Annotated in this window: 19 protein-coding genes and 1 pseudogene; 13 read left to right on the forward strand and 7 right to left on the reverse strand. The window is 60.3% G+C overall.

Annotation, left to right across the window (positions count from 1 at the left end; genetic code table 11):
- Positions 1 to 452 precede the first annotated feature (452 nt).
- The 4 genes from rhtA to TU73_RS22240 all read left to right on the forward strand — a co-directional run bounded on the left by rhtA (position 453) and on the right by TU73_RS22240 (position 3,252).
- Complete coding sequence (rhtA, locus tag TU73_RS22225) at positions 453 to 1,340, forward strand: threonine/homoserine exporter RhtA (protein WP_057014020.1); 888 nt, start codon at positions 453 to 455, stop codon at positions 1,338 to 1,340.
- Positions 1,341 to 1,501: 161 nt separating this feature from the next.
- Positions 1,502 to 1,783 carry a hypothetical protein gene (locus TU73_RS22230; RefSeq protein WP_057014021.1) on the forward strand — a complete coding sequence of 94 codons (282 nt, stop codon included), beginning with the start codon at positions 1,502 to 1,504 and terminating at the stop codon, positions 1,781 to 1,783.
- Positions 1,784 to 1,894: 111 nt separating this feature from the next.
- Positions 1,895 to 2,626: an SDR family oxidoreductase gene (locus TU73_RS22235; RefSeq protein WP_057014022.1), complete on the forward strand. Its 732-nt coding sequence runs from the start codon at positions 1,895 to 1,897 to the stop codon at positions 2,624 to 2,626.
- Positions 2,627 to 2,661: 35 nt separating this feature from the next.
- Positions 2,662 to 3,252 (forward strand): 2-hydroxychromene-2-carboxylate isomerase, encoded by a 591-nt coding sequence (locus tag TU73_RS22240; RefSeq protein WP_057014023.1) that lies wholly within the window; start codon positions 2,662 to 2,664, stop codon positions 3,250 to 3,252.
- A 37-nt stretch (positions 3,253 to 3,289) separates the two neighbouring features.
- Here TU73_RS22240 and TU73_RS22245 read toward each other — a convergent pair whose 3' ends face one another.
- From TU73_RS22245 to TU73_RS29400, 3 genes are all read right to left on the reverse strand, one after another.
- The gene (locus tag TU73_RS22245) at positions 3,290 to 5,098 is read right to left on the reverse strand and encodes an aminopeptidase P family protein (protein WP_057014024.1); all 1,809 of its coding nucleotides are present in this window, start codon (positions 5,096 to 5,098) and stop codon (positions 3,290 to 3,292) included.
- Positions 5,099 to 5,147: 49 nt separating this feature from the next.
- A complete protein-coding gene (locus TU73_RS22250) occupies positions 5,148 to 6,308 on the reverse strand; it encodes a cysteine desulfurase family protein (RefSeq protein ID WP_057014025.1) in 1,161 nt (386 codons plus the stop codon).
- A 234-nt stretch (positions 6,309 to 6,542) separates the two neighbouring features.
- Positions 6,543 to 6,812, reverse strand: a complete 270-nt coding sequence (locus TU73_RS29400) for a hypothetical protein (protein WP_082642653.1) — start codon at positions 6,810 to 6,812, stop codon at positions 6,543 to 6,545.
- Positions 6,813 to 6,947: 135 nt separating this feature from the next.
- Here TU73_RS29400 and TU73_RS29045 point away from each other — a divergent pair.
- Positions 6,948 to 7,073: pseudogene (locus tag TU73_RS29045) on the forward strand (sigma-54-dependent Fis family transcriptional regulator); the annotation flags it as partial.
- Here TU73_RS29045 and TU73_RS22260 read toward each other — a convergent pair.
- Positions 7,062 to 7,427 (reverse strand): antibiotic biosynthesis monooxygenase, encoded by a 366-nt coding sequence (locus TU73_RS22260; protein WP_057014121.1) that lies wholly within the window; start codon positions 7,425 to 7,427, stop codon positions 7,062 to 7,064. The pseudogene TU73_RS29045 and the gene TU73_RS22260 sit on opposite strands and share 12 nt — an antisense overlap.
- A 100-nt stretch (positions 7,428 to 7,527) precedes the next feature.
- Between TU73_RS22260 and soxR the strand changes: the two genes are divergently transcribed.
- The 4 genes from soxR (at position 7,528) to TU73_RS22280 (ending at position 10,583) form a co-directional block, all read left to right on the forward strand.
- Positions 7,528 to 7,983, forward strand: a complete 456-nt coding sequence (gene soxR, locus TU73_RS22265; RefSeq protein ID WP_057014027.1) for a redox-sensitive transcriptional activator SoxR — start codon at positions 7,528 to 7,530, stop codon at positions 7,981 to 7,983.
- 80 nt (positions 7,984 to 8,063) lie between these two features.
- Positions 8,064 to 8,519 (forward strand): VOC family protein, encoded by a 456-nt coding sequence (locus TU73_RS22270; RefSeq protein ID WP_057014028.1) that lies wholly within the window; start codon positions 8,064 to 8,066, stop codon positions 8,517 to 8,519.
- Positions 8,520 to 8,725: 206 nt separating this feature from the next.
- Positions 8,726 to 9,610: an alpha/beta fold hydrolase gene (locus TU73_RS22275; protein ID WP_057014029.1), complete on the forward strand. Its 885-nt coding sequence runs from the start codon at positions 8,726 to 8,728 to the stop codon at positions 9,608 to 9,610.
- A 58-nt stretch (positions 9,611 to 9,668) separates the two neighbouring features.
- Positions 9,669 to 10,583, forward strand: a complete 915-nt coding sequence (locus TU73_RS22280) for a LysR substrate-binding domain-containing protein (RefSeq protein WP_057014030.1) — start codon at positions 9,669 to 9,671, stop codon at positions 10,581 to 10,583.
- On the opposite strand, the gene TU73_RS22285 is transcribed toward TU73_RS22280, so the two are convergent.
- From TU73_RS22285 to leuC, 3 genes are all read right to left on the reverse strand, one after another.
- Complete coding sequence (locus TU73_RS22285; RefSeq protein ID WP_057014031.1) at positions 10,564 to 11,805, reverse strand: MFS transporter; 1,242 nt, start codon at positions 11,803 to 11,805, stop codon at positions 10,564 to 10,566. The two genes, TU73_RS22280 and TU73_RS22285, sit on opposite strands and share 20 nt — an antisense overlap.
- Before the next feature lie 68 nt (positions 11,806 to 11,873).
- On the reverse strand, positions 11,874 to 12,488 hold the full coding sequence (gene leuD, locus TU73_RS22290) for a 3-isopropylmalate dehydratase small subunit (protein WP_057014032.1): 615 nt from the start codon (positions 12,486 to 12,488) through the stop codon (positions 11,874 to 11,876).
- Positions 12,485 to 13,903, reverse strand: a complete 1,419-nt coding sequence (gene leuC, locus TU73_RS22295; RefSeq protein WP_057014122.1) for a 3-isopropylmalate dehydratase large subunit — start codon at positions 13,901 to 13,903, stop codon at positions 12,485 to 12,487. The genes leuD and leuC overlap by 4 nt, the downstream gene beginning before the upstream one ends.
- Positions 13,904 to 14,177: 274 nt before the next feature.
- Here leuC and TU73_RS22300 point away from each other — a divergent pair, with 274 nt between their 5' ends.
- From TU73_RS22300 to TU73_RS22315, 4 genes are read left to right on the forward strand one after another with little or no spacing between them, the layout of a single operon-like run.
- On the forward strand, positions 14,178 to 15,380 hold the full coding sequence (locus tag TU73_RS22300; RefSeq protein ID WP_057014033.1) for a PepSY-associated TM helix domain-containing protein: 1,203 nt from the start codon (positions 14,178 to 14,180) through the stop codon (positions 15,378 to 15,380).
- Entirely contained in the window at positions 15,377 to 15,913 is a 537-nt protein-coding gene (locus tag TU73_RS22305) for a hypothetical protein (protein WP_043050327.1), read from the forward strand. The genes TU73_RS22300 and TU73_RS22305 overlap by 4 nt, the downstream gene beginning before the upstream one ends.
- On the forward strand, positions 15,910 to 16,233 hold the full coding sequence (locus TU73_RS22310; RefSeq protein WP_043050326.1) for a hypothetical protein: 324 nt from the start codon (positions 15,910 to 15,912) through the stop codon (positions 16,231 to 16,233). Before TU73_RS22305 ends, TU73_RS22310 begins: the two co-directional genes overlap by 4 nt.
- A complete protein-coding gene (locus tag TU73_RS22315) occupies positions 16,230 to 16,790 on the forward strand; it encodes a DUF6162 family protein (protein WP_057014034.1) in 561 nt (186 codons plus the stop codon). The genes TU73_RS22310 and TU73_RS22315 overlap by 4 nt, the downstream gene beginning before the upstream one ends.
- Positions 16,791 to 16,798: the final 8 nt, after the last annotated feature.

The following is a 16,798-nucleotide window of genomic DNA, read 5'->3' on the forward strand; positions in this document are numbered from 1 at the left end:
AGGCGCGCATTCTACAGCAGCCTCATTTGCTGTCAAGTGATTATTTTCAGAAGCTTTCGAAGATTTCTTCAACAACTTCAACCACTTGCGCTTCTGATCTCTCATCAGCGGGAGGCGAATTCTACAGCGTTATACACTGCTGTCAACACCTCTTTTTCAACTTCTTTTTGGCTTCGATGAACTGAAGCAACTTGCTGCCGAAAACTTCATAACTCGTTGTTTACCAAGGAGTTTTCCGTTTCGACTGCGCCGGAAGTGGGGCGAATTATAGGCTTCCAGAATCTGCCGTCAACACTTAATTCTGCTTTTCTATCAATACAGCGGCAAACCCCATATTCTCTCTATATAGAAAGACTTAAACGGTAAGTTGAGCAATATATTGCTCATCGCTGAACAGTTAAGCATCATAGTGACTACTGCTCATCGACTAAGACTTCGGAAGAACACCTCCAATGACCACCCCTCCCCGCGGCCTGGCCTGCGCACTGTTTCCCGTCGGCCTGCTGTTGATCGCCATGGCCTCCATCCAATCCGGTGCCTCACTGGCCAAGAGCATGTTCCCTATTGTCGGCGCGCAAGGCACTACTACCCTGCGCTTGATCTTCGCCAGTGTAATCATGCTGCTTCTATTACGCCCATGGCGCGCCAAGCTGACGGCAAAGTCCCTGCGCACAGTGGTCATCTACGGAATGGCGCTGGGTGGCATGAACTTCCTCTTCTATATGTCCCTGCGCACCGTGCCCTTGGGAATTGCCGTAGCACTGGAATTTACAGGCCCGCTCGCCGTCGCGATCTACGCGTCGCGACGAGCAGTCGACTTTCTCTGGATTGCCCTCGCGGTCATCGGCCTGCTCCTGCTGATCCCAATGAGCGAGGCCAGCAGCGGTATCGACTGGGTTGGGGCCGCTTACGCGCTGGGCGCAGGCGTATGCTGGGCGCTCTATATCCTGTTTGGCCAAAAGGCGGGGAATGACAACGGTGTCCAGACCGCCGCCCTCGGCGTAATGATTGCAGCCCTGTTCGTTGCGCCGATCGGCATCGTGCATGCCGGTGCCGCTCTGCTGACGCCCGCCCTGATCCCTATCGCCATTGGCGTTGCGATTCTGTCGACGGCCCTGCCCTACACGTTGGAGATGGTCGCACTGACTCGCCTCCCCGCACGCACGTTCGGTACGCTGATGAGTATCGAACCGGCGTTCGGCGCCCTCTCCGGCCTGTTCTTCCTGCATGAGCATCTATCCCTCGCCCAGTGGCTGGCGATTACCTGCATTATCCTGGCTTCGGTGGGTGCCACTTTGACGATGCGCAACGAATTAAAACCGCTGGTGCCCGCCGACTGACCTCTTTAACACCAGCTCTGGTATTTGCCGCTCATTTAGGCCATGTTTAAGCCGTAACCGAATGTCATTCATGGAGAATTTCGACACGGACAGCATGAACGCTACGATCGAGAGCGAGTAAGCGGCTCTGTTCTTCTGCAGGGCGGCTATTAAGGATGGGAATGAAACGAATTTTGATACTGTTGCTGGTTGTGGGCATCGCTGGCTGTGCTGCAACCACGAAAACAGAAGTGAAACGGGGCAAAAAAGGGCTGCACATCAACTGTTCTGGCCTGTCCTCCTCCTGGGACCAGTGCTACACCAGTGCTGCCAACTCATGCGGCTCCAAGGGTTATCGGGTGATTGCCAAGTCCGGCGATAACTCCGAGGAGCCTGGGGACTATCCCTTCGGCCTCAATCCTGCCGGCTATACCAGCCGCAGTATGATCGTTCTCTGTAAATAGCTGCCGAGCAGCCTCTCTTGGCTGCTCGTCTTAAATTTCCACCACATTCCAAATACCATTTGCGACACGGCGGCTAAACTCCTGCTCGATCATCGAGCCAATGGAGTTCCCATGACGCACAACAAGAAAATCGTATTGGTAGTCGGTGCAGGTGACGCAACCGGTGGCGCCATCGCCAAGCGCTTTGCCCGCGAAGGCTACATTGCCTGCGTTACCCGGCGCAGCGCCGACAAACTGCAGCCTCTGGTGGACAGCATCCAATCGGCAGGCGGTGAAGCCCACGGCTTTGCCTGTGACGCACGTAAAGAAGAAGACGTTATCGCACTGGTCGAGCAAATCGAGACCGAACTGGGGCCTATTGAAGCGTTTGTCTTCAACATCGGCGCCAACGTGCCTTGCAGCATTCTGGAAGAAACCGCACGCAAATATTTCAAAATCTGGGAAATGGCGTGTTTTTCCGGTTTCTTGAACGCACGTGAAGTTGCCAAGCGCATGGTCACCCGTAACCGCGGCACTCTCCTGTTCACCGGCGCGACTGCTGGCTTGCGCGGAGCCGCAGGGTTCGCCGCGTTCGCCGGCGCAAAGCACGGTATCCGCGCCCTCGCCCAAAGCATGGCGCGGGAATTAGGCCCGATGGGCATCCACGTCGCCCATGTGGTGGTCGACGGAGCCATCGATACCGACTTCATTCGCGAGAACTTCCCGCAAAAATATGCCCTCAAGGACCAGGACGGCATCCTCAACCCAGACCACATTGCCGACAACTACTGGTACCTGCATAGCCAGCCACGGGACGCGTGGACGTTCGAACTGGATCTGCGCCCCTGGAACGAACCCTGGTAACACGCCCCTATAACAATAAGCAGCGAGTATCGACCATGAGTAAAACCCTGGAGTTTTTCTTCGATCTGGGCAGCCCTGCGACTTATCTGGCCTACACCCAGCTACCGACTCTCTGCGCCGAAACCGGCGCACAGCTGGTGTATCAGCCGATGCTATTGGGCGGCGTATTCAAGGCCACTGGCAATGCCTCACCGATCATGGTGCCGGCCAAGGGTCGCTATATGCTGGATGACCTGACGCGGTACGCCAAACGCTACAACGTGACACTTAGGTTCAACCCGCACTTCCCCATCAATACCCTGGTACTGATGCGCGCAATCACCGGCATGCAAATCCACCAGCCTGAGCGCTTCCTCGACTTTATCGACTGCCTGTTCCGTGCGCTCTGGGTAGAAGGACGTCACCTGGGCGATCCCGAGGTCGTGGCCAGCGTACTCAGCGAACATGGGTTCGATCCAGGGCAAGTACTGGCCCTGTCCAATGACGAAGCTGTCAAGAACGCCCTCAAGGACAACACCGAACAAGCCATTAAACGCGGCGTGTTCGGTGCCCCCAGCTTTTTTGTCGGCAGCCAGCTGTTCTTTGGCCAGGACCGCCTGGACTTTGTGCGCGAAGCCCTCAGCTAGATTTCGCTTGCAGCCGGCGTGGGCCGGCTGCAATAAATCAAATGGCTGCGGTGCGCACCTGCAGCCACTCGAGCGCCGCACCACTGAGCAACGGGCTCAAGCGCTCACGCACTTCGGCGTGGTACGCGTTGAACCACTCGCGCTCATCCGCCGTCAGCAACGACGGCTCCAGGCAACGGGAATCAATCGGGCACAAGGTCAGGGTTTCGAACTTGAGGAATTCGCCAAACTCGGTCTTGCCCGCCTCACGGTTCAGTACCAGGTTTTCAATACGCACGCCCCAACGGCCGGGACGATAAGTACCTGGTTCAATCGAAGTGATCATCCCCGGCTGCATCGCCGTTTGTGGCGCAGCAACGGCCTGGTAGGCAATGACCTGCGGGCCCTCATGCACATTGAGAAAATAACCTACGCCATGGCCTGTGCCGTGGCCGTAGTCCACCCCTTCGGCCCAGATCGGTGCACGAGCAATGGCGTCCAGCAACGGTGACAGGATGCCTTTGGGGAAGTGCGCACGGGACAGGGCAATCACTCCCTTGAGCACCCTTGTGCAGTCGCGTTTCTGCTCTTCACTCGGCGTACCGATGGGCACCATCCGCGTGATGTCGGTGGTCCCGCCCAGGTATTGGCCACCCGAGTCGATCAACAGCAAGCCATCCCCTTCGATCAGCGCGTGCTCTTCTTCGGTGGCGTGGTAGTGCGGCATCGCGCCATTGGCGTTGAATGCCGCAATGGTGTTGAAGCTCAGCGACACATAACCAGGGCGACGGGTACGCGCAGCGGTCAGGTGTTCGTCGATAGTCAGTTCGGTAATGCGCTCGCGGCCCAGGGCGCTATCGAGCCAGGCGAAAAATTCGCACAATGCCGCGCCATCCTGCTCCATCGCCTGGCGGATATGTTCCGCGTCCGCCAGGCTCTTGCGGGATTTGGCAAGGGTGGTCGGGTTCAGACCTTCCACCAGCTTGACGCCAGCGTCGAGGTTTTCCAGCAAGCCTGCCGTCACGCGTGCGGGGTCCACCTGCAAGCTCGCATCCGACGGTACGGCACGCAGCGCATCGGCCACTTCGCTGTAGTCGCGCAAAGTCACGCCATCCTGCTCAAGCACGGTCCTCAGTTCGGCATCGACCTTGCCCAGCGCCACAAACAAGGTGGCCTGCTGTTGATTGATCAACGCAAAGGACACAAACACCGGATTGAACGACACATCACCGCCGCGCAGGTTGAATAACCAGGCGATGTCATCCAGCGTCGCGATGAAATGCCAATCCGCGCCCTTGTCTTTCAAGCTGGCGCGCAATGCGGCCAGTTTCTCGCCACGGCTGACGGTGGCTTGAGGCGGCAGATGCTGGTAGATCGGCTGGTTCGGCAGCGCCGGGCGGTCTTGCCAGACCTCGTTGAGCAGGTCGATATCGGTACGCAAACGGGCACCGCGCTCGGCCAGCTTGCTACCAAGCGTACGCGCCGAGGCCACGGCCATGACCGCGCCATCCACGGCCACCACGGCGCCTTCGGGGGTTTGCTCGGCCAGCCACTCCAGCGGCCCAGGTTGGCCCGGTTGCAGTTTGACCAACTCAATACCGCTGCCCTTGAGTTCCTTGGTCGCCTGTTCCCAGTAGCGGCTGTCAGCCCAGACCCCGGCGAAATCCGCCGTGACGATCAGTGTCCCTACCGAACCGTGGAACCCCGACAACCATTGGCGCCCTTGCCAATAACCCGGCAAGTACTCGGACAAGTGCGGGTCGGCCGATGGCACCAGCAGGGCATGGATGCCCTCGCGGCGCATCAGTTCACGGGTATGCGCCAGGCGCTGGGGAACCGTTCCATGGGTCAAAGGCTGCGTACTCATTGTGTCTCCTGCTAACCACTAATAATTGTTATGTACTGCAAATGATAAATCAGACCGCCCAAAACGCCGGCGCGCTGGCCAGTGCGGCCTTGATCAGCCGGGCCGCTTCGTCGATATCCTGTTCGGTGGTAAACCGGCCCAGGCTCAAGCGGATAGTGCGTCCGGCGCTGCGAGCATCATGCCCCAAGGCCAGCAGCACATGGGACGGCGCATTGCTTGCCGAATTGCACGCGGAAGTCGCGGAAAAGGCAATGCCCGCGCTCAGTGCGGCGGAATTGAATTCGCCTTCGCTGAACGTCAGGCTGAGGGTATGTGGAATACGCTGGGTGGGGCTGCCATTGAGACGCAGGCCGGCGACTGACGCCAGTTGGTCCAGCAGGCGCTGGCGCAGCGCAACAATCTTGGCCTTCTCATCGGCGAAAGACGCCGCCGCCAAGGCAAATGCTGTGCCCATGCCCGCAATCTGGTGAGTCGCCAGGGTGCCGGAACGCATGCCCCCTTCGTGACCACCACCATGAATCTGCGCCAATACCCTCTGTTGTGCCCGAGGCCCGACATACAACGCACCTATACCCTTGGGCCCGTACAGTTTGTGCGCAGAGAACGACATCAAGTCCACCGGCCACTGGGCCAGGTCAATAGCCACCTTGCCCGCCCCCTGTGCCGCATCCACATGGAACAACGCGCCATGCTCACGCACACGGGCGCCGATGGCCGGGATGTCGTTCAGGGTGCCCAGCTCGTTATTGACCAGCATCAGCGAGACCAGGAAGGTGTCCTCGCGCAGGGCTTCGCTGACGGCATCGACGCTGATCAAGCCGTGCGCATCCGGCACCAGGTAAGTCACTGCCACACCGGCGTCCTGCAATTGCCGCGCGGTATCCAGTGTGGCCTTGTGCTCAATCTGGCTGGTGATGATATGCCCGCCCGCCACACCACGGGCCTGGGCCACGCCCTTGAGCGCCAGGTTGTTGGACTCCGTAGCACCGGAGGTCCAGACGATCTGCTCAGGCTGGGCGCCGACCAACTCGGCGACCTGGCGACGCGCCTGTTCAACCGTATGCCGAGCCGCCTGGCCGAACGCATGGGAACTGGACGCAGGGTTACCGAAGTTGGCATTGAAGCCCAGACACTCGACCATCACCTGGATAACCCGCTCATCCACCGGCGTGGTGGCGGCGTAGTCGAAATACAACGGACGTTTATTCATGACGTTAAAAACTCGCAGAGCGTATTCCCGAGAGCTGCGTCTCGGGAGGCATCGACCAGAACAGAGGTCGTCAGGTTTAACCGATCGAGTGCCGTTAAAGAAGGACCACTTTATTTAAATGTGCGTAGGAACGCTCCTGGAATTCAGCTTAACAGGCTGAAGTAGCCCCATGGCAAACAAAAAGCCCGAGGTTCCTTATGGGAAGCCTCGGGCTTTTTGCCGCAGGAAGCGGGCTCAACTGGGACGACCATGCAGGACGACGCTGCGCTCGGCGTTCATTTCACCCTGGTGATCAAAGCCGAAGGGTTGCTGTGGCTGGCCAAGCAACGCGGCGCGCTGGCGTTGATAGTCGTCAAACGACAAACCACGGCGACCCAGGGCTTCCAGAGCCAATTGCCGGGTTTCTTGCGCAGTGTAAGGCCGCAGTTCCGGCGATGGCTGAGTCGCACACCCGGCAAGGACAGAGGTAACGAATAAAAAGGAAACAGCGAGCAAACGGTTCATGGTGGAGGCCCTGCGAAGGTGGTTTCAAGTCAATGAACACAGGCTACTCCCGCCCCTTCGCGGTGAAAAATCACCGTCCGTGATAGTCGCTATCAACCGTTACGGCATACCAGATAGCCTATTCTTCTTATTCCCAACCTGCTGGGCTTGAGCCGCAATGTGACACGCACGCGCCTGATCAAGATCGGCGAGTTGGCGGTGAACAAGCGTCGGCCAGGGGAAAACCTGCAAGACGAGCGAATGCTGCATCTATCCATTTAGCCTGCAGTGCAACGCGTCATCCTGGCTGCGCTCAAAACTGCGCAGCACCTGGAACGAACCGAAGGTCACGGCCGTGGCCTGGTGAGCGCGGATCAGCGTCCAGAAATCCGCATCGCCCTGCTCAAAGCACTTGAAGGCCGCCTCACCGGCCTCGCGGGATTGCCATTGCAGGTAATTGAGCACCCGCCGACCATCATCGCTGACTTGTACGCTGGCACTCAGAAAGCCGGCATGGCTTTCGGCCAGGCGCTCGCTCTGGGTGGTCAAGGCTGCCACCAGGGCGGATTGCTGACGGGGCTCGATATGAAACTCGATCAATTGAGCGAAGCTGCGATTTTTCTCTGATACCTGCATGAACACGCCCCTTTCTCCGTAGGCAGAATCTTGCGATTCGATGCCATGCAGGGTAAAACCTCTAGTTAAGTCGAGGTCAAGCACTGCCTGGGAGTTTTTCATGCTCAACAAGGAACTCAGCGTCGGTCAACTGGCAGCCCGCAGCGGCGTGGCGATCACTGCCCTGCATTTCTACGAAGCCAAGGGGCTGATCAAGAGCAATCGCAATGCCGGCAACCAACGGCGTTATCCACGGGACGTACTACGGCGGGTCGTGGTGATCAAGATCGCCCAGCGCTTGGGCATTCCACTGGCGACCATTGGCGAAGCATTGCAGACGCTGCCCGATGGGCGCACACCGAACGCTCGCGACTGGGAGCGAATGTCGGCGTTGTGGCGTGAAGACCTGGACGAGCGCATCAACAAGCTGATGCTGCTGCGGGACAAGCTCAATGGCTGCATCGGTTGTGGATGCCTGTCGATGGAGGCATGCCCGCTGCGCAACCAGAATGATCAGCTGGGTGAGCGCGGCCCCGGTGCCCAGCTGTTGGAGCCCACACTTGATTCCGACCTGTAGGCCCAATCAATGGTGGGGTGGTGCGGCGTGATCTATAGTGAAAAGGCTGTCACTCCATAACCACAATAAAGGAGAACGTTATGAGCGTTAAACCTATTCCCGACGGTTATCACGGCATTACCCCCTATCTGGGGATCAACGAGGCCGCAAAGGCGATCGAGTTCTACCAGAAGGCTTTTGGCGCCACCGTGTCCATGCGCCTGGATATGCCCGACGGCAGGGTCGGCCACGCCGAGCTGCGTATTGGCGAAGCGGTGATCATGCTGGGCACGCCGTGCGATGAAACGGCCCTGCGCAACCCGGATACACACCCCAGTGTCGGCTTGCACCTGTATGTCAACGATGTGGATGCACAGTTCAAACAAGCCATTGAGGCCGGCGCCATCGAAGTGTCTGCGCCACAGGACCAGTTCTATGGCGACCGCTCCGCGAGTATAAAAGATCCGTTCGGGCATCTGTGGTTCCTGGCTACACATAAGGAAGACCTGACCGAGGAGCAAATCCGTCAGCGTGCCATGGAGATGTTCAAACCGTAGTGCACATTCGAGTTGGAAGGAGCTTGCCCCCGATGGCGGTGTGCCAGCCAGCACATGTTCAACTGGCAGACCGCTATACATTGGATCTCCTTTGTTTGAAGGGCCGGGCTTCTACACACTTCATGAACATCCCCCCCACACTTTTCCCCTTGCCCCAACCGCCGTGTGATTCCAGGATGCAGGTCATCATCACAAGGAGTCACTCCATGTTCGCCGGCTTCGAGAAAGACCAGTGCCACGTCAATGGCGTAGACATCAGCTACCGCAAAGGCGGTACAGGCCCCGGCCTGCTTCTGCTCCACGGGCACCCGCAAACCCATGTCATCTGGCACAAAGTCGCCGAGCAATTGGCTGAACACTTCAGCGTGGTGGCTGCCGACCTGCGCGGTTATGGCGACAGCAGCAAGCCACCGGCCGACGAACACCACACCCATTATTCGAAACGGCAAATGGCCAGGGACGGTGTCGAACTGATGCAGGCCCTGGGCTTCGACACGTTCTCGGTGCTGGCCCACGACCGTGGCGGCCGCGTCGCCCATCGCCTGGCCCTGGATCACCCCAAGGCCGTAAAGCGCATGGTGCTGCTGGATATCGCGCCAACCCTGGCGATGTACGCCCAGACCGATGAAGCCTTCGCCCGCGCCTACTGGCACTGGTTCTTCCTGATCCGCCCGGCGCCGTTGCCGGAAGCCCTGATCGAAGCCAACCCCGAGCTGTACCTGCGCAGCGTCATGGGCAGCCGCAGCGCCGGGCTCAAGCCGTTCACCGACGAAGCCTTCGCCGAGTACCTGCGCTGCCTGACATTGCCCGGCACCGCCACCGGTATCTGCGAGGACTACCGCGCCGCCGCGAGCGTCGACCTGGAACATGATCAGGCTGACATCGACGCCGGCCATCATCTGAATCTGCCTCTATTAGTGATATGGGGTGCCGACGGCACCGTCGGCCGCTGTTTCGCCCCTCTGGAAGAGTGGCAGAAAGTCGCCACCGACGTACGTGGCAAGGCGGTGCCGGCCGGGCACTACATAGCAGAAGAGGCGCCGGAATTATTACTGGGTGAAGCCTTGCCCTTCCTTCGCGCAGCCAAATGAGCTGTGGCCTCCCCAACCGATGCTATCCTGGCGACTCACCCTCCCACACCCGCCTGCGATGACGAACAAAAAAGCCACCGTGCCCCTGCCCGAAGACCTGCGAGTATTCCTCACCGTCATCCGCAAGGCGGGCTTCGCCGCAGCCGCCGACGAACTGGGCCTGTCCCCGGCCTATGTCAGCAAGCGTATCCAGATCCTCGAAACCACCCTGGCCACGCGCCTGCTGCACCGCACCAGCCGACGCATCGCCCTGACCGAAGACGGCGAACGGGTACAGCGTTGGGCCGTGCGCATCCTCGAAGACTTCCAGCAACTCTCGGATGAACTGTCCGACGCCCATGACAGCCCCCGTGGGCACCTGCACTTGTGCAGCAGCTTCGGCTTCGGCCGCAACCATGTGGTCCCGGCCCTGTCATTGCTGGCGGAAAAATACCCGGGATTGGACATCCGCCTGGACCTGTTCGACCGCGTGGTGGATATCGTCAGCGAAGGCTTCGACCTGGAGATTCGGCTGGGCGATGACATCCCCGGCCAGCACATCGGCCGACGCCTGGTGAGCAATCGTCGAGTGCTGTGTGCCGCACCGTCCTACTTGCAACACCGGGGCACGCCCCGGCAATTGAGCGACCTGGAGCATCATGACTGCCTGGTGATCAAGGAGCGCGATAACGCCTTCGGCATCTGGAACCTGGAGCGCGACGGTACAGCGCACAGCGTGCGCGTTCGCGGGCCGCTGTCCTCCAACAACGGCGAGATCGTGTTGCAGTGGGCACTGGACGGGCGAGGCCTGTTGCTGCGCTCGATGTGGGATGTGAGGCCGCTGCTGGAGCAAGGCCAACTGGTGCAGGTGCTGCACGACTACACCCAGAGCGCCAACGTGTGGGCGGTGTACCCGACACGCCTGGCCTACTCCGGAAAACTGAGGGCTTGTGTGGAGTTCCTACAGGAGCACTTCAAGGGTTTGTCGATCTGACCCTCCGGTAGGCAGCGCAGCCCAGCCATATCGTCATGACCACCAACGCGGTCAATGGCAACCCATGAAACAACACGATCACCTGGGCCGGCGGCCATGTCACATAGAACGGCCCGACCACCAGCATGCCCACGCCAAAGCCCGCCATCTGGATCAGGGTCAAGAGGCTGAACAGCGGCAAGCGCAAGCTATCGGGCTCGCTTTGCGCACGGGAGATCAATGCCACCTCGGACAACCCGTCGCCCAGCCCCGCCCACACCACCAGCAACAATGCCAGCCACAGTTCGGTCTGTTGGAAAGTCAGGATAAAGCCACTGGACATCAACGCCACACCAAGCATGAACAAACGCTCCATGCCTTGGGTACCACAGCCTTTCAACATCGCGCTGGCAATGCGCGCGCCAATAAACTTGCCACAGGCCCACACGGCCAGCAGATAGCCCATGACCGTCTTGGCCGTGTCCGGGGAAATATACTGCGACAGCACCGGCCAGCCGACGTTATGTGCTGCGCTGCCAAGGGTATCGAGCATGCTGATCAGCAACATAACGGCCAGCACCGGCGCGCCACGCAGCCCTTTGGTCAGCGCCTGCCACTCGGCGGCGAGCCCGCGATGGGCAGCAACGGCCACGCTATACAACGCGCGCAGGGGCATGACCAGGCAAGCGGCGATCACATAGGTGCCGATGTTGACGGCAAACACCGCTTCAAATCCCCCCGTGGCGATCAACAACCCAGAGAGCAAGCTGCCAAAGACCGCGCCGGTGGCAGCCGCCGAGGTGATCCATGCGTTGGTATTTACCCGCTGTTCAAGGGCGACCCAGGTGGGCAATTGACTGTTGAGGCCAATGGCAAACAGCGAATTGCACAGGCCGATGCCGAACGCGATAAAGGGCAGCAACGTGAGTTGATGGGCCGGTAACAGCACCAGCAGCGGCGTCAGCAATAATGCCCGCGCCAAATCCAGCCCCGCCAATGTGCCGCGCCCGGCAAACCGGCGGAAAAACGGAATGCCAAACAGGCTCGCGACCATCCCGCCGGTGACCCGGCAGGCGAGGAAGATGCTGACAAACACCACGCTCTGACTAAGCCAGTACACATAGGTGGACAACGCCACCATGTTGAGGAACGCACCGAAATCCGACACGCCGCGGGCAAAGATGATCAGGCGTGCGTTGCGGGTCGACAGGGTTGATTGAGGATCAACGTTCAGCACATCCATGTTACGAACTTTCCTTGAGTGAGCCTACGCCCATGTCGGTCCCACTTAAGTCGACGAAGCACCCGCTGTCAACCGAGCCAGGGCTTCGTCGCCAGGTGCTGGCGCTCAAAAGCCTTGATCTGCTCGCTGCGCTGCAAGGTGCTGCCGATTGCATCCAGGCCGAGTAATAGTGCCGTCTTGCGCAAGGTGTCGATCTGGAACGGGATCAATCGGCCATCCGCCAGACGAATCTGCTGAACCTCAAGGTCAATACTGATCTGCGCCTGATCCGCTTGACTGATGGTTTGCGCAAGCCGGTGCAACACCGCCTGTTCCAGAGTGATCAATAACAACCCGTTACGCTGGCAGTTGTCATGAAAAATTCCGGCGAAGCTGCTGCCGATCAAGGCGCGAATGCCCATTTGCTTCAGGCCCCACACCGCATGCTCGCGGCTGGAGCCACAGCCGAAGTTCGGTCCCACTACCATAAAGTTCGCGCCCTGCCAGGCCGGTTGATTGAGCACGAACTCGGGATTTGGCGCACCGGACGGCAAAAAACGCAGGTCAAAAAACAGCCCACGGTCCAGGCCATCGCGGTCGATGCCCTTGAGGAACTGCTTGGGCATGATCACATCGGTATCGATATTGGCCGCCAGCATCGGTGCGGCTTTGCCAGTGACCAGGGTGAAAGGTTGCAAGCTCATGGGTGCTCTCCCAGGTGGCGGATGTCGGTGAGCCGGCCGGTGATGGCGGCAGCGGCGACCATCGCCGGGCTCATCAAGTGAGTGCGTGCGCCCGCGCCCTGGCGGCCCTCGAAATTCCGATTGGTACTCGAAGCGCAGCGGTCGCCGGGAGCCAGTACATCGTCGTTCATCGCCAGGCACATCGAGCAGCCCGACTGACGCCATTCGAAACCAGCGGCGATAAAGATCGCGGCCAGCCCTTCGGCTTCGGCCTGGTCCCTGACTTGGGTGGAGCCCGGTACGATCATCCCCCGTACATGATCGGCCACCTGTTTGCCGCGCACCACGCGGGCGGCGTCGCGCAGGTCTTCGATGCGCGCGTTGGTGCAGGAACCGATAAATGCATGGCTGATGACGATATCGCTCAGCGGCATGCCGGGTTCCAGGCCCATGTAATCGAGGGCGCGACGCATGCCCTGGCGCAGGATCAGGTCGCTGACGTGCTGCGGGTCGGGCACGCGGGCGCCAATGGGCGCGGCCTGGTCGGGGCTGGTGCCCCAGGTGACCATGGGTTCCAGGGTGGCGGCATCCAGTTGGACTTCGCGGTCAAACACCGCGGCCTCGTCACTGCGCAGCGTGCGCCATTGACGCAGGGCTTGTTCCCGCAGCGCCCCCTGGGGTGCGCGAGGCTTGTCCTTGAGGTAGGCGAACACCTTGTCATCCGGCGCCATGAACGCGCCACGGGCGCCAGCCTCCACGGCCATATTGCAGATGGTCATGCGCGCTTCGATGCTCAGCGCATCGATGGTGGAGCCACGGAACTCGATGGCGTAGCCGGTGGCGCCGGATGCACCGATCTGGCCGATCAGCGCCATGATCACGTCCTTGGAGGTCAAGCCCGGCGCCAGCTCACCGTCGACGCTGACTCGCAAGGTCTTCAAGCGTTTGTAGACCAGGGTCTGGGAGGCCAGCAGATGCTCGATTTCCGAGGTGCCAATGCCAAAGCCAAATGCGCCCAAGGCGCCGTAGGTGGTGGTGTGGCTGTCACCGGCGGCAATCACCATACCGGGCAGGATAAACCCCTGCTCCGGCGCGATTACGTGTTCGATGCCTTGACGCTTGTCGAGGACATCCAGCAGTTCGATGCCGAAATCCCGGCAATTTTCCGCCAGGTAGGCCACCTGTCGCGCCGCACCGGCATCCGGCATGGTCGCGACGCGCTTGGGAGTGGTGGGGTTCACATGGTCGACCACCGCCAGCGCCGTGCCGGGGCGCCACACCCTGCGCCCGGCCTCGCGCAAGCCGCTGAACGCCTGGGGGCTGGTGTATTCGTTGATCACCTGGCGGTCTATATAAAGCAGGACATGGCCCTGGTCATCCAGGGCGCACACCGTATGGGAATCGATGTGTTTGTCGTAGAGGGTTCTGGCAGTCATTTTCTTGCGGGCTCGCTCGACGGGGTCCGCCCATCCTAGCCAGCCCTCCTGCCCCATCAATGGCGACAGGGTGATCGCATGAAACATGTTTCGTGTTCGATCAGCCTTCCAATGCCACCTGGATGCGAACCTGAAACATTTTCTTTCATATAAGACTTAGGGATTTCTCATTCTCATCCGTCTTAACTTAGATACAGCCCGTCGCGTCAGCAAAAGCTACGACCGGCCTTTTCCGGGCCTCCATTGCCCCCTCCGATCAAGACCCTCATTAATCATGTCGAAGAAGTCACGCTCCAAACTCTGGTTTCTCGTCCATAGCTGGCTGGCATTGCCCATCTGGTTCTTTGTACTGATCGTCTGCGTTACCGGCACCCTGGCGGTGGTCAGCCAGGAAATCGTCTGGCTGGCCAACCCGGATATCCGTGCAAGCAAACCGTCGGATGACGCCCAGCCGCTGAGCTTTGGCCAGGTGATCGCCGCCATCAAGCGCGATGAACCCCAGGCTATCGTGCAATCCATCAGCCGCCCGGATGAATCTCACTTCGCCCTGAGTGTCGACCTCAGCTACCCGGATGGACGCTCCGTGGAGGTCTACGCCAACCCCTATACCGGAGCGATCCAGGGCGTCAGCCCGTCGTTCAACTTCCAGCAATTCACCCGTGCCCTGCATGGCTGGTGGCTGGTGCCGTTCACCAACGGCTACAGCTGGGGCTGGTATCTGGTGTCCTTGCTTGGCTTGCCGCTGCTGGCCTCGCTGGTCACCGGCCTGGTGGTGTACAAGCGTTTCTGGAAAGGCTTCTTCAAGCCAACCCTGCGTTTTCGCCACGGTGCGCGTATTTTCTGGGGTGACTTCCACCGCCTCAGCGGTATCTGGTCGATCTGGTTTATCGCGGTCATTTCCATCACCGGCACCTGGTTCCTGATCCAGGCGATCCTGGGTGACAACCAGATTTCCATCTCCAGCGAGCCGGTCGTGCCGGTGATCGCCCGGGAGAAAGTGCCAGCATCAAAGCCTGGCGTACCCGCGCCGATGATTGCGCTGGACGACGCAATCAAGATTGCGAGCCAACGCATCCCCGGGCTGGAGGCCTCCTTTTTGGTCCTGCCGTTCAACGCCTACAGTCATTTGCAGATTGGCGGCCGGGGCTGGTACCCACTGATGTTCCAGACTGCGCAACTGAACCCCTATGACGGTGAAATCGCTGTCACGAACCTGCTGTCGGACCGTACCGCACTGGAGTTCGTCACCGAATCCATGCGCCCGCTGCACACCGGTGATTTTGGCGGCTTGTGGATCAAGTTGATCTGGGCATTCTTCGGCCTGGTGCTGAGCATGATGGTACTGAGCGGCTTGCTGATCTGGACCAAGCGCACCGCCCTGGCCACCCTCAACGCCCTCAAGCGCGAAGCCAAGACCCAGCGGCAACCCGCGCCCATCCCGGCCATGCAGGCTGAAACCTCGGAGGCCCAGCGATGAGCAAGGTCGCGACTGTACCGCCATCCCCCCTGCGCGCCTTCTGGCTGAAATGGCGTTTCCACATCAACATCCTGCTGTTGCTCGTGCCACTGGGGTTCATGCCCAAGTACTTCGCCGATGCCGCGCTGTTTCGCGGGGATACCGGTATCGGCGAGCGCGTGGCTGGGCAAGTGCAAGTCGGCCCGTGGAGCCTGACCCTCGCCGAGCTGCGCAATGAAGGCCCACGGCCGGACCCTGCCGGCCCGATGAAATTATTCAATGCCGCCCTGTGTGACACCTGCACCAACCAGGTCAAGGCTACGTACCTGCGCATCGGCAAGCCGCGCAGCCTGCGCGCCGCCGGGGTGATCTTCTTTGGCACGCCGTACCGTATGGGCGCCGCCCTGCCAGTGCCGGAACGCACACCGGTAGACGCCGAAGTGTGGGTAACCATGGAAGGTTGGGACGGCAGCATGCACCAGGGTTCCATCCCGCTGAGCCAGGCCTCGCCTGCCACCATTGCCTGGCTGAACAAGCAAGGAGTCAAACCATGACGTTCAAGCGCCTGACCCGCGCCGCACTGTTGCTGTGCGCGGCTTTCAGTACCACCGCCTTTGCCCACAACCCGATGTGCGAATGCAAGGAAATCCCCGGCGAGCAGATCCAATGCAAGGGCGGTTTTTCCGACGGCAGCGGCGCCCCCGGTGTGACCCTGGATGTGATCGGCTACGACGAAACCATCCTGGTGCCGGGCAAGCTCGGCGAGGATTCGACCCTGACCTTCAAGAAGCCTGCGGCCGAGTTCTATGTGTTGTTTGATGCCGGCCCCGGCCACGTCGTGGAAATCGACCAAGCGGATATCCAGGCGCAATGACTACCACACAGGTTGTACGCCCCGCCGGTGCAGGTCATGAAACCCTCTACGTGCTGCTGTTGTGCCTGATCATCCTGGCGGTGGCGGGTACGGTGGTGGCGCTGCACGGTGAAACCCAGGCAGTCGCGGCAGTACCAAGCCATCAGTTGGACGCCCGCCGCGACCTGAGCGCCGCCGAGCAAGGCATCTATGCCGACCTGCGGGTGACGCTGGATGAAATCCACTTGTTGCAGCAGGAGCAAAGCGCCCTGCCGACGCCTGAGCAACTGGCCGAGGAAGGCTTCGCGCCCTTTGCCCAGGATGCCAGTTCGGTCAGCCGTGGCGACCATCGCTGGCAGTTGCTGGCCCCGGCCGCCTACCTGGGTTTGAGCCAGGTTCCGGCCACCAGCGGTTCGCTGCTGATGCGCGTGCAGGGCAACGAGCCGGATATCTGGCTCAACCGCAGCGCCGACCTCGCCGCCCCTTCCGACCTCACTGACCAGGCGCTGATTGCCGCCGGCTGGCAGCAAGTGGTCGCGCAATTCGATGCCGGCGTCACCCGCCAGCACCGTCACTGAACGAGAAG

Source organism: Pseudomonas libanensis (assembly GCF_001439685.1).
GTDB classification, from domain to species: domain Bacteria; phylum Pseudomonadota; class Gammaproteobacteria; order Pseudomonadales; family Pseudomonadaceae; genus Aquipseudomonas; species Aquipseudomonas libanensis.

Bases quoted from the DNA above. Each gene is read 5' to 3' on its own strand.
- TU73_RS22260 (WP_057014121.1), bottom strand. From the start codon at position 7,427: ATGCAGGTATCAGAGAAAAATCGCAGCTTCGCTCAATTGATCGAGTTT.
- TU73_RS22300 (WP_057014033.1), top strand. From the start codon at position 14,178: ATGTCGAAGAAGTCACGCTCCAAACTCTGGTTTCTCGTCCATAGCTGG.
- rhtA (WP_057014020.1), top strand. From the start codon at position 453: ATGACCACCCCTCCCCGCGGCCTGGCCTGCGCACTGTTTCCCGTCGGC.
- TU73_RS22240 (WP_057014023.1), top strand. From the start codon at position 2,662: ATGAGTAAAACCCTGGAGTTTTTCTTCGATCTGGGCAGCCCTGCGACT.
- TU73_RS22245 (WP_057014024.1), bottom strand. From the start codon at position 5,098: ATGAGTACGCAGCCTTTGACCCATGGAACGGTTCCCCAGCGCCTGGCG.
- TU73_RS22305 (WP_043050327.1), top strand. From the start codon at position 15,377: ATGAGCAAGGTCGCGACTGTACCGCCATCCCCCCTGCGCGCCTTCTGG.
- soxR (WP_057014027.1), top strand. From the start codon at position 7,528: ATGCTCAACAAGGAACTCAGCGTCGGTCAACTGGCAGCCCGCAGCGGC.
- TU73_RS22270 (WP_057014028.1), top strand. From the start codon at position 8,064: ATGAGCGTTAAACCTATTCCCGACGGTTATCACGGCATTACCCCCTAT.
- TU73_RS29400 (WP_082642653.1), bottom strand. From the start codon at position 6,812: ATGAACCGTTTGCTCGCTGTTTCCTTTTTATTCGTTACCTCTGTCCTT.
- leuC (WP_057014122.1), bottom strand. From the start codon at position 13,903: ATGACTGCCAGAACCCTCTACGACAAACACATCGATTCCCATACGGTG.
- TU73_RS22250 (WP_057014025.1), bottom strand. From the start codon at position 6,308: ATGAATAAACGTCCGTTGTATTTCGACTACGCCGCCACCACGCCGGTG.
- TU73_RS22230 (WP_057014021.1), top strand. From the start codon at position 1,502: ATGAAACGAATTTTGATACTGTTGCTGGTTGTGGGCATCGCTGGCTGT.
- TU73_RS22285 (WP_057014031.1), bottom strand. From the start codon at position 11,805: ATGGATGTGCTGAACGTTGATCCTCAATCAACCCTGTCGACCCGCAAC.
- TU73_RS22280 (WP_057014030.1), top strand. From the start codon at position 9,669: ATGACGAACAAAAAAGCCACCGTGCCCCTGCCCGAAGACCTGCGAGTA.
- leuD (WP_057014032.1), bottom strand. From the start codon at position 12,488: ATGAGCTTGCAACCTTTCACCCTGGTCACTGGCAAAGCCGCACCGATG.
- TU73_RS22275 (WP_057014029.1), top strand. From the start codon at position 8,726: ATGTTCGCCGGCTTCGAGAAAGACCAGTGCCACGTCAATGGCGTAGAC.
- TU73_RS22235 (WP_057014022.1), top strand. From the start codon at position 1,895: ATGACGCACAACAAGAAAATCGTATTGGTAGTCGGTGCAGGTGACGCA.
- TU73_RS22310 (WP_043050326.1), top strand. From the start codon at position 15,910: ATGACGTTCAAGCGCCTGACCCGCGCCGCACTGTTGCTGTGCGCGGCT.
- TU73_RS22315 (WP_057014034.1), top strand. From the start codon at position 16,230: ATGACTACCACACAGGTTGTACGCCCCGCCGGTGCAGGTCATGAAACC.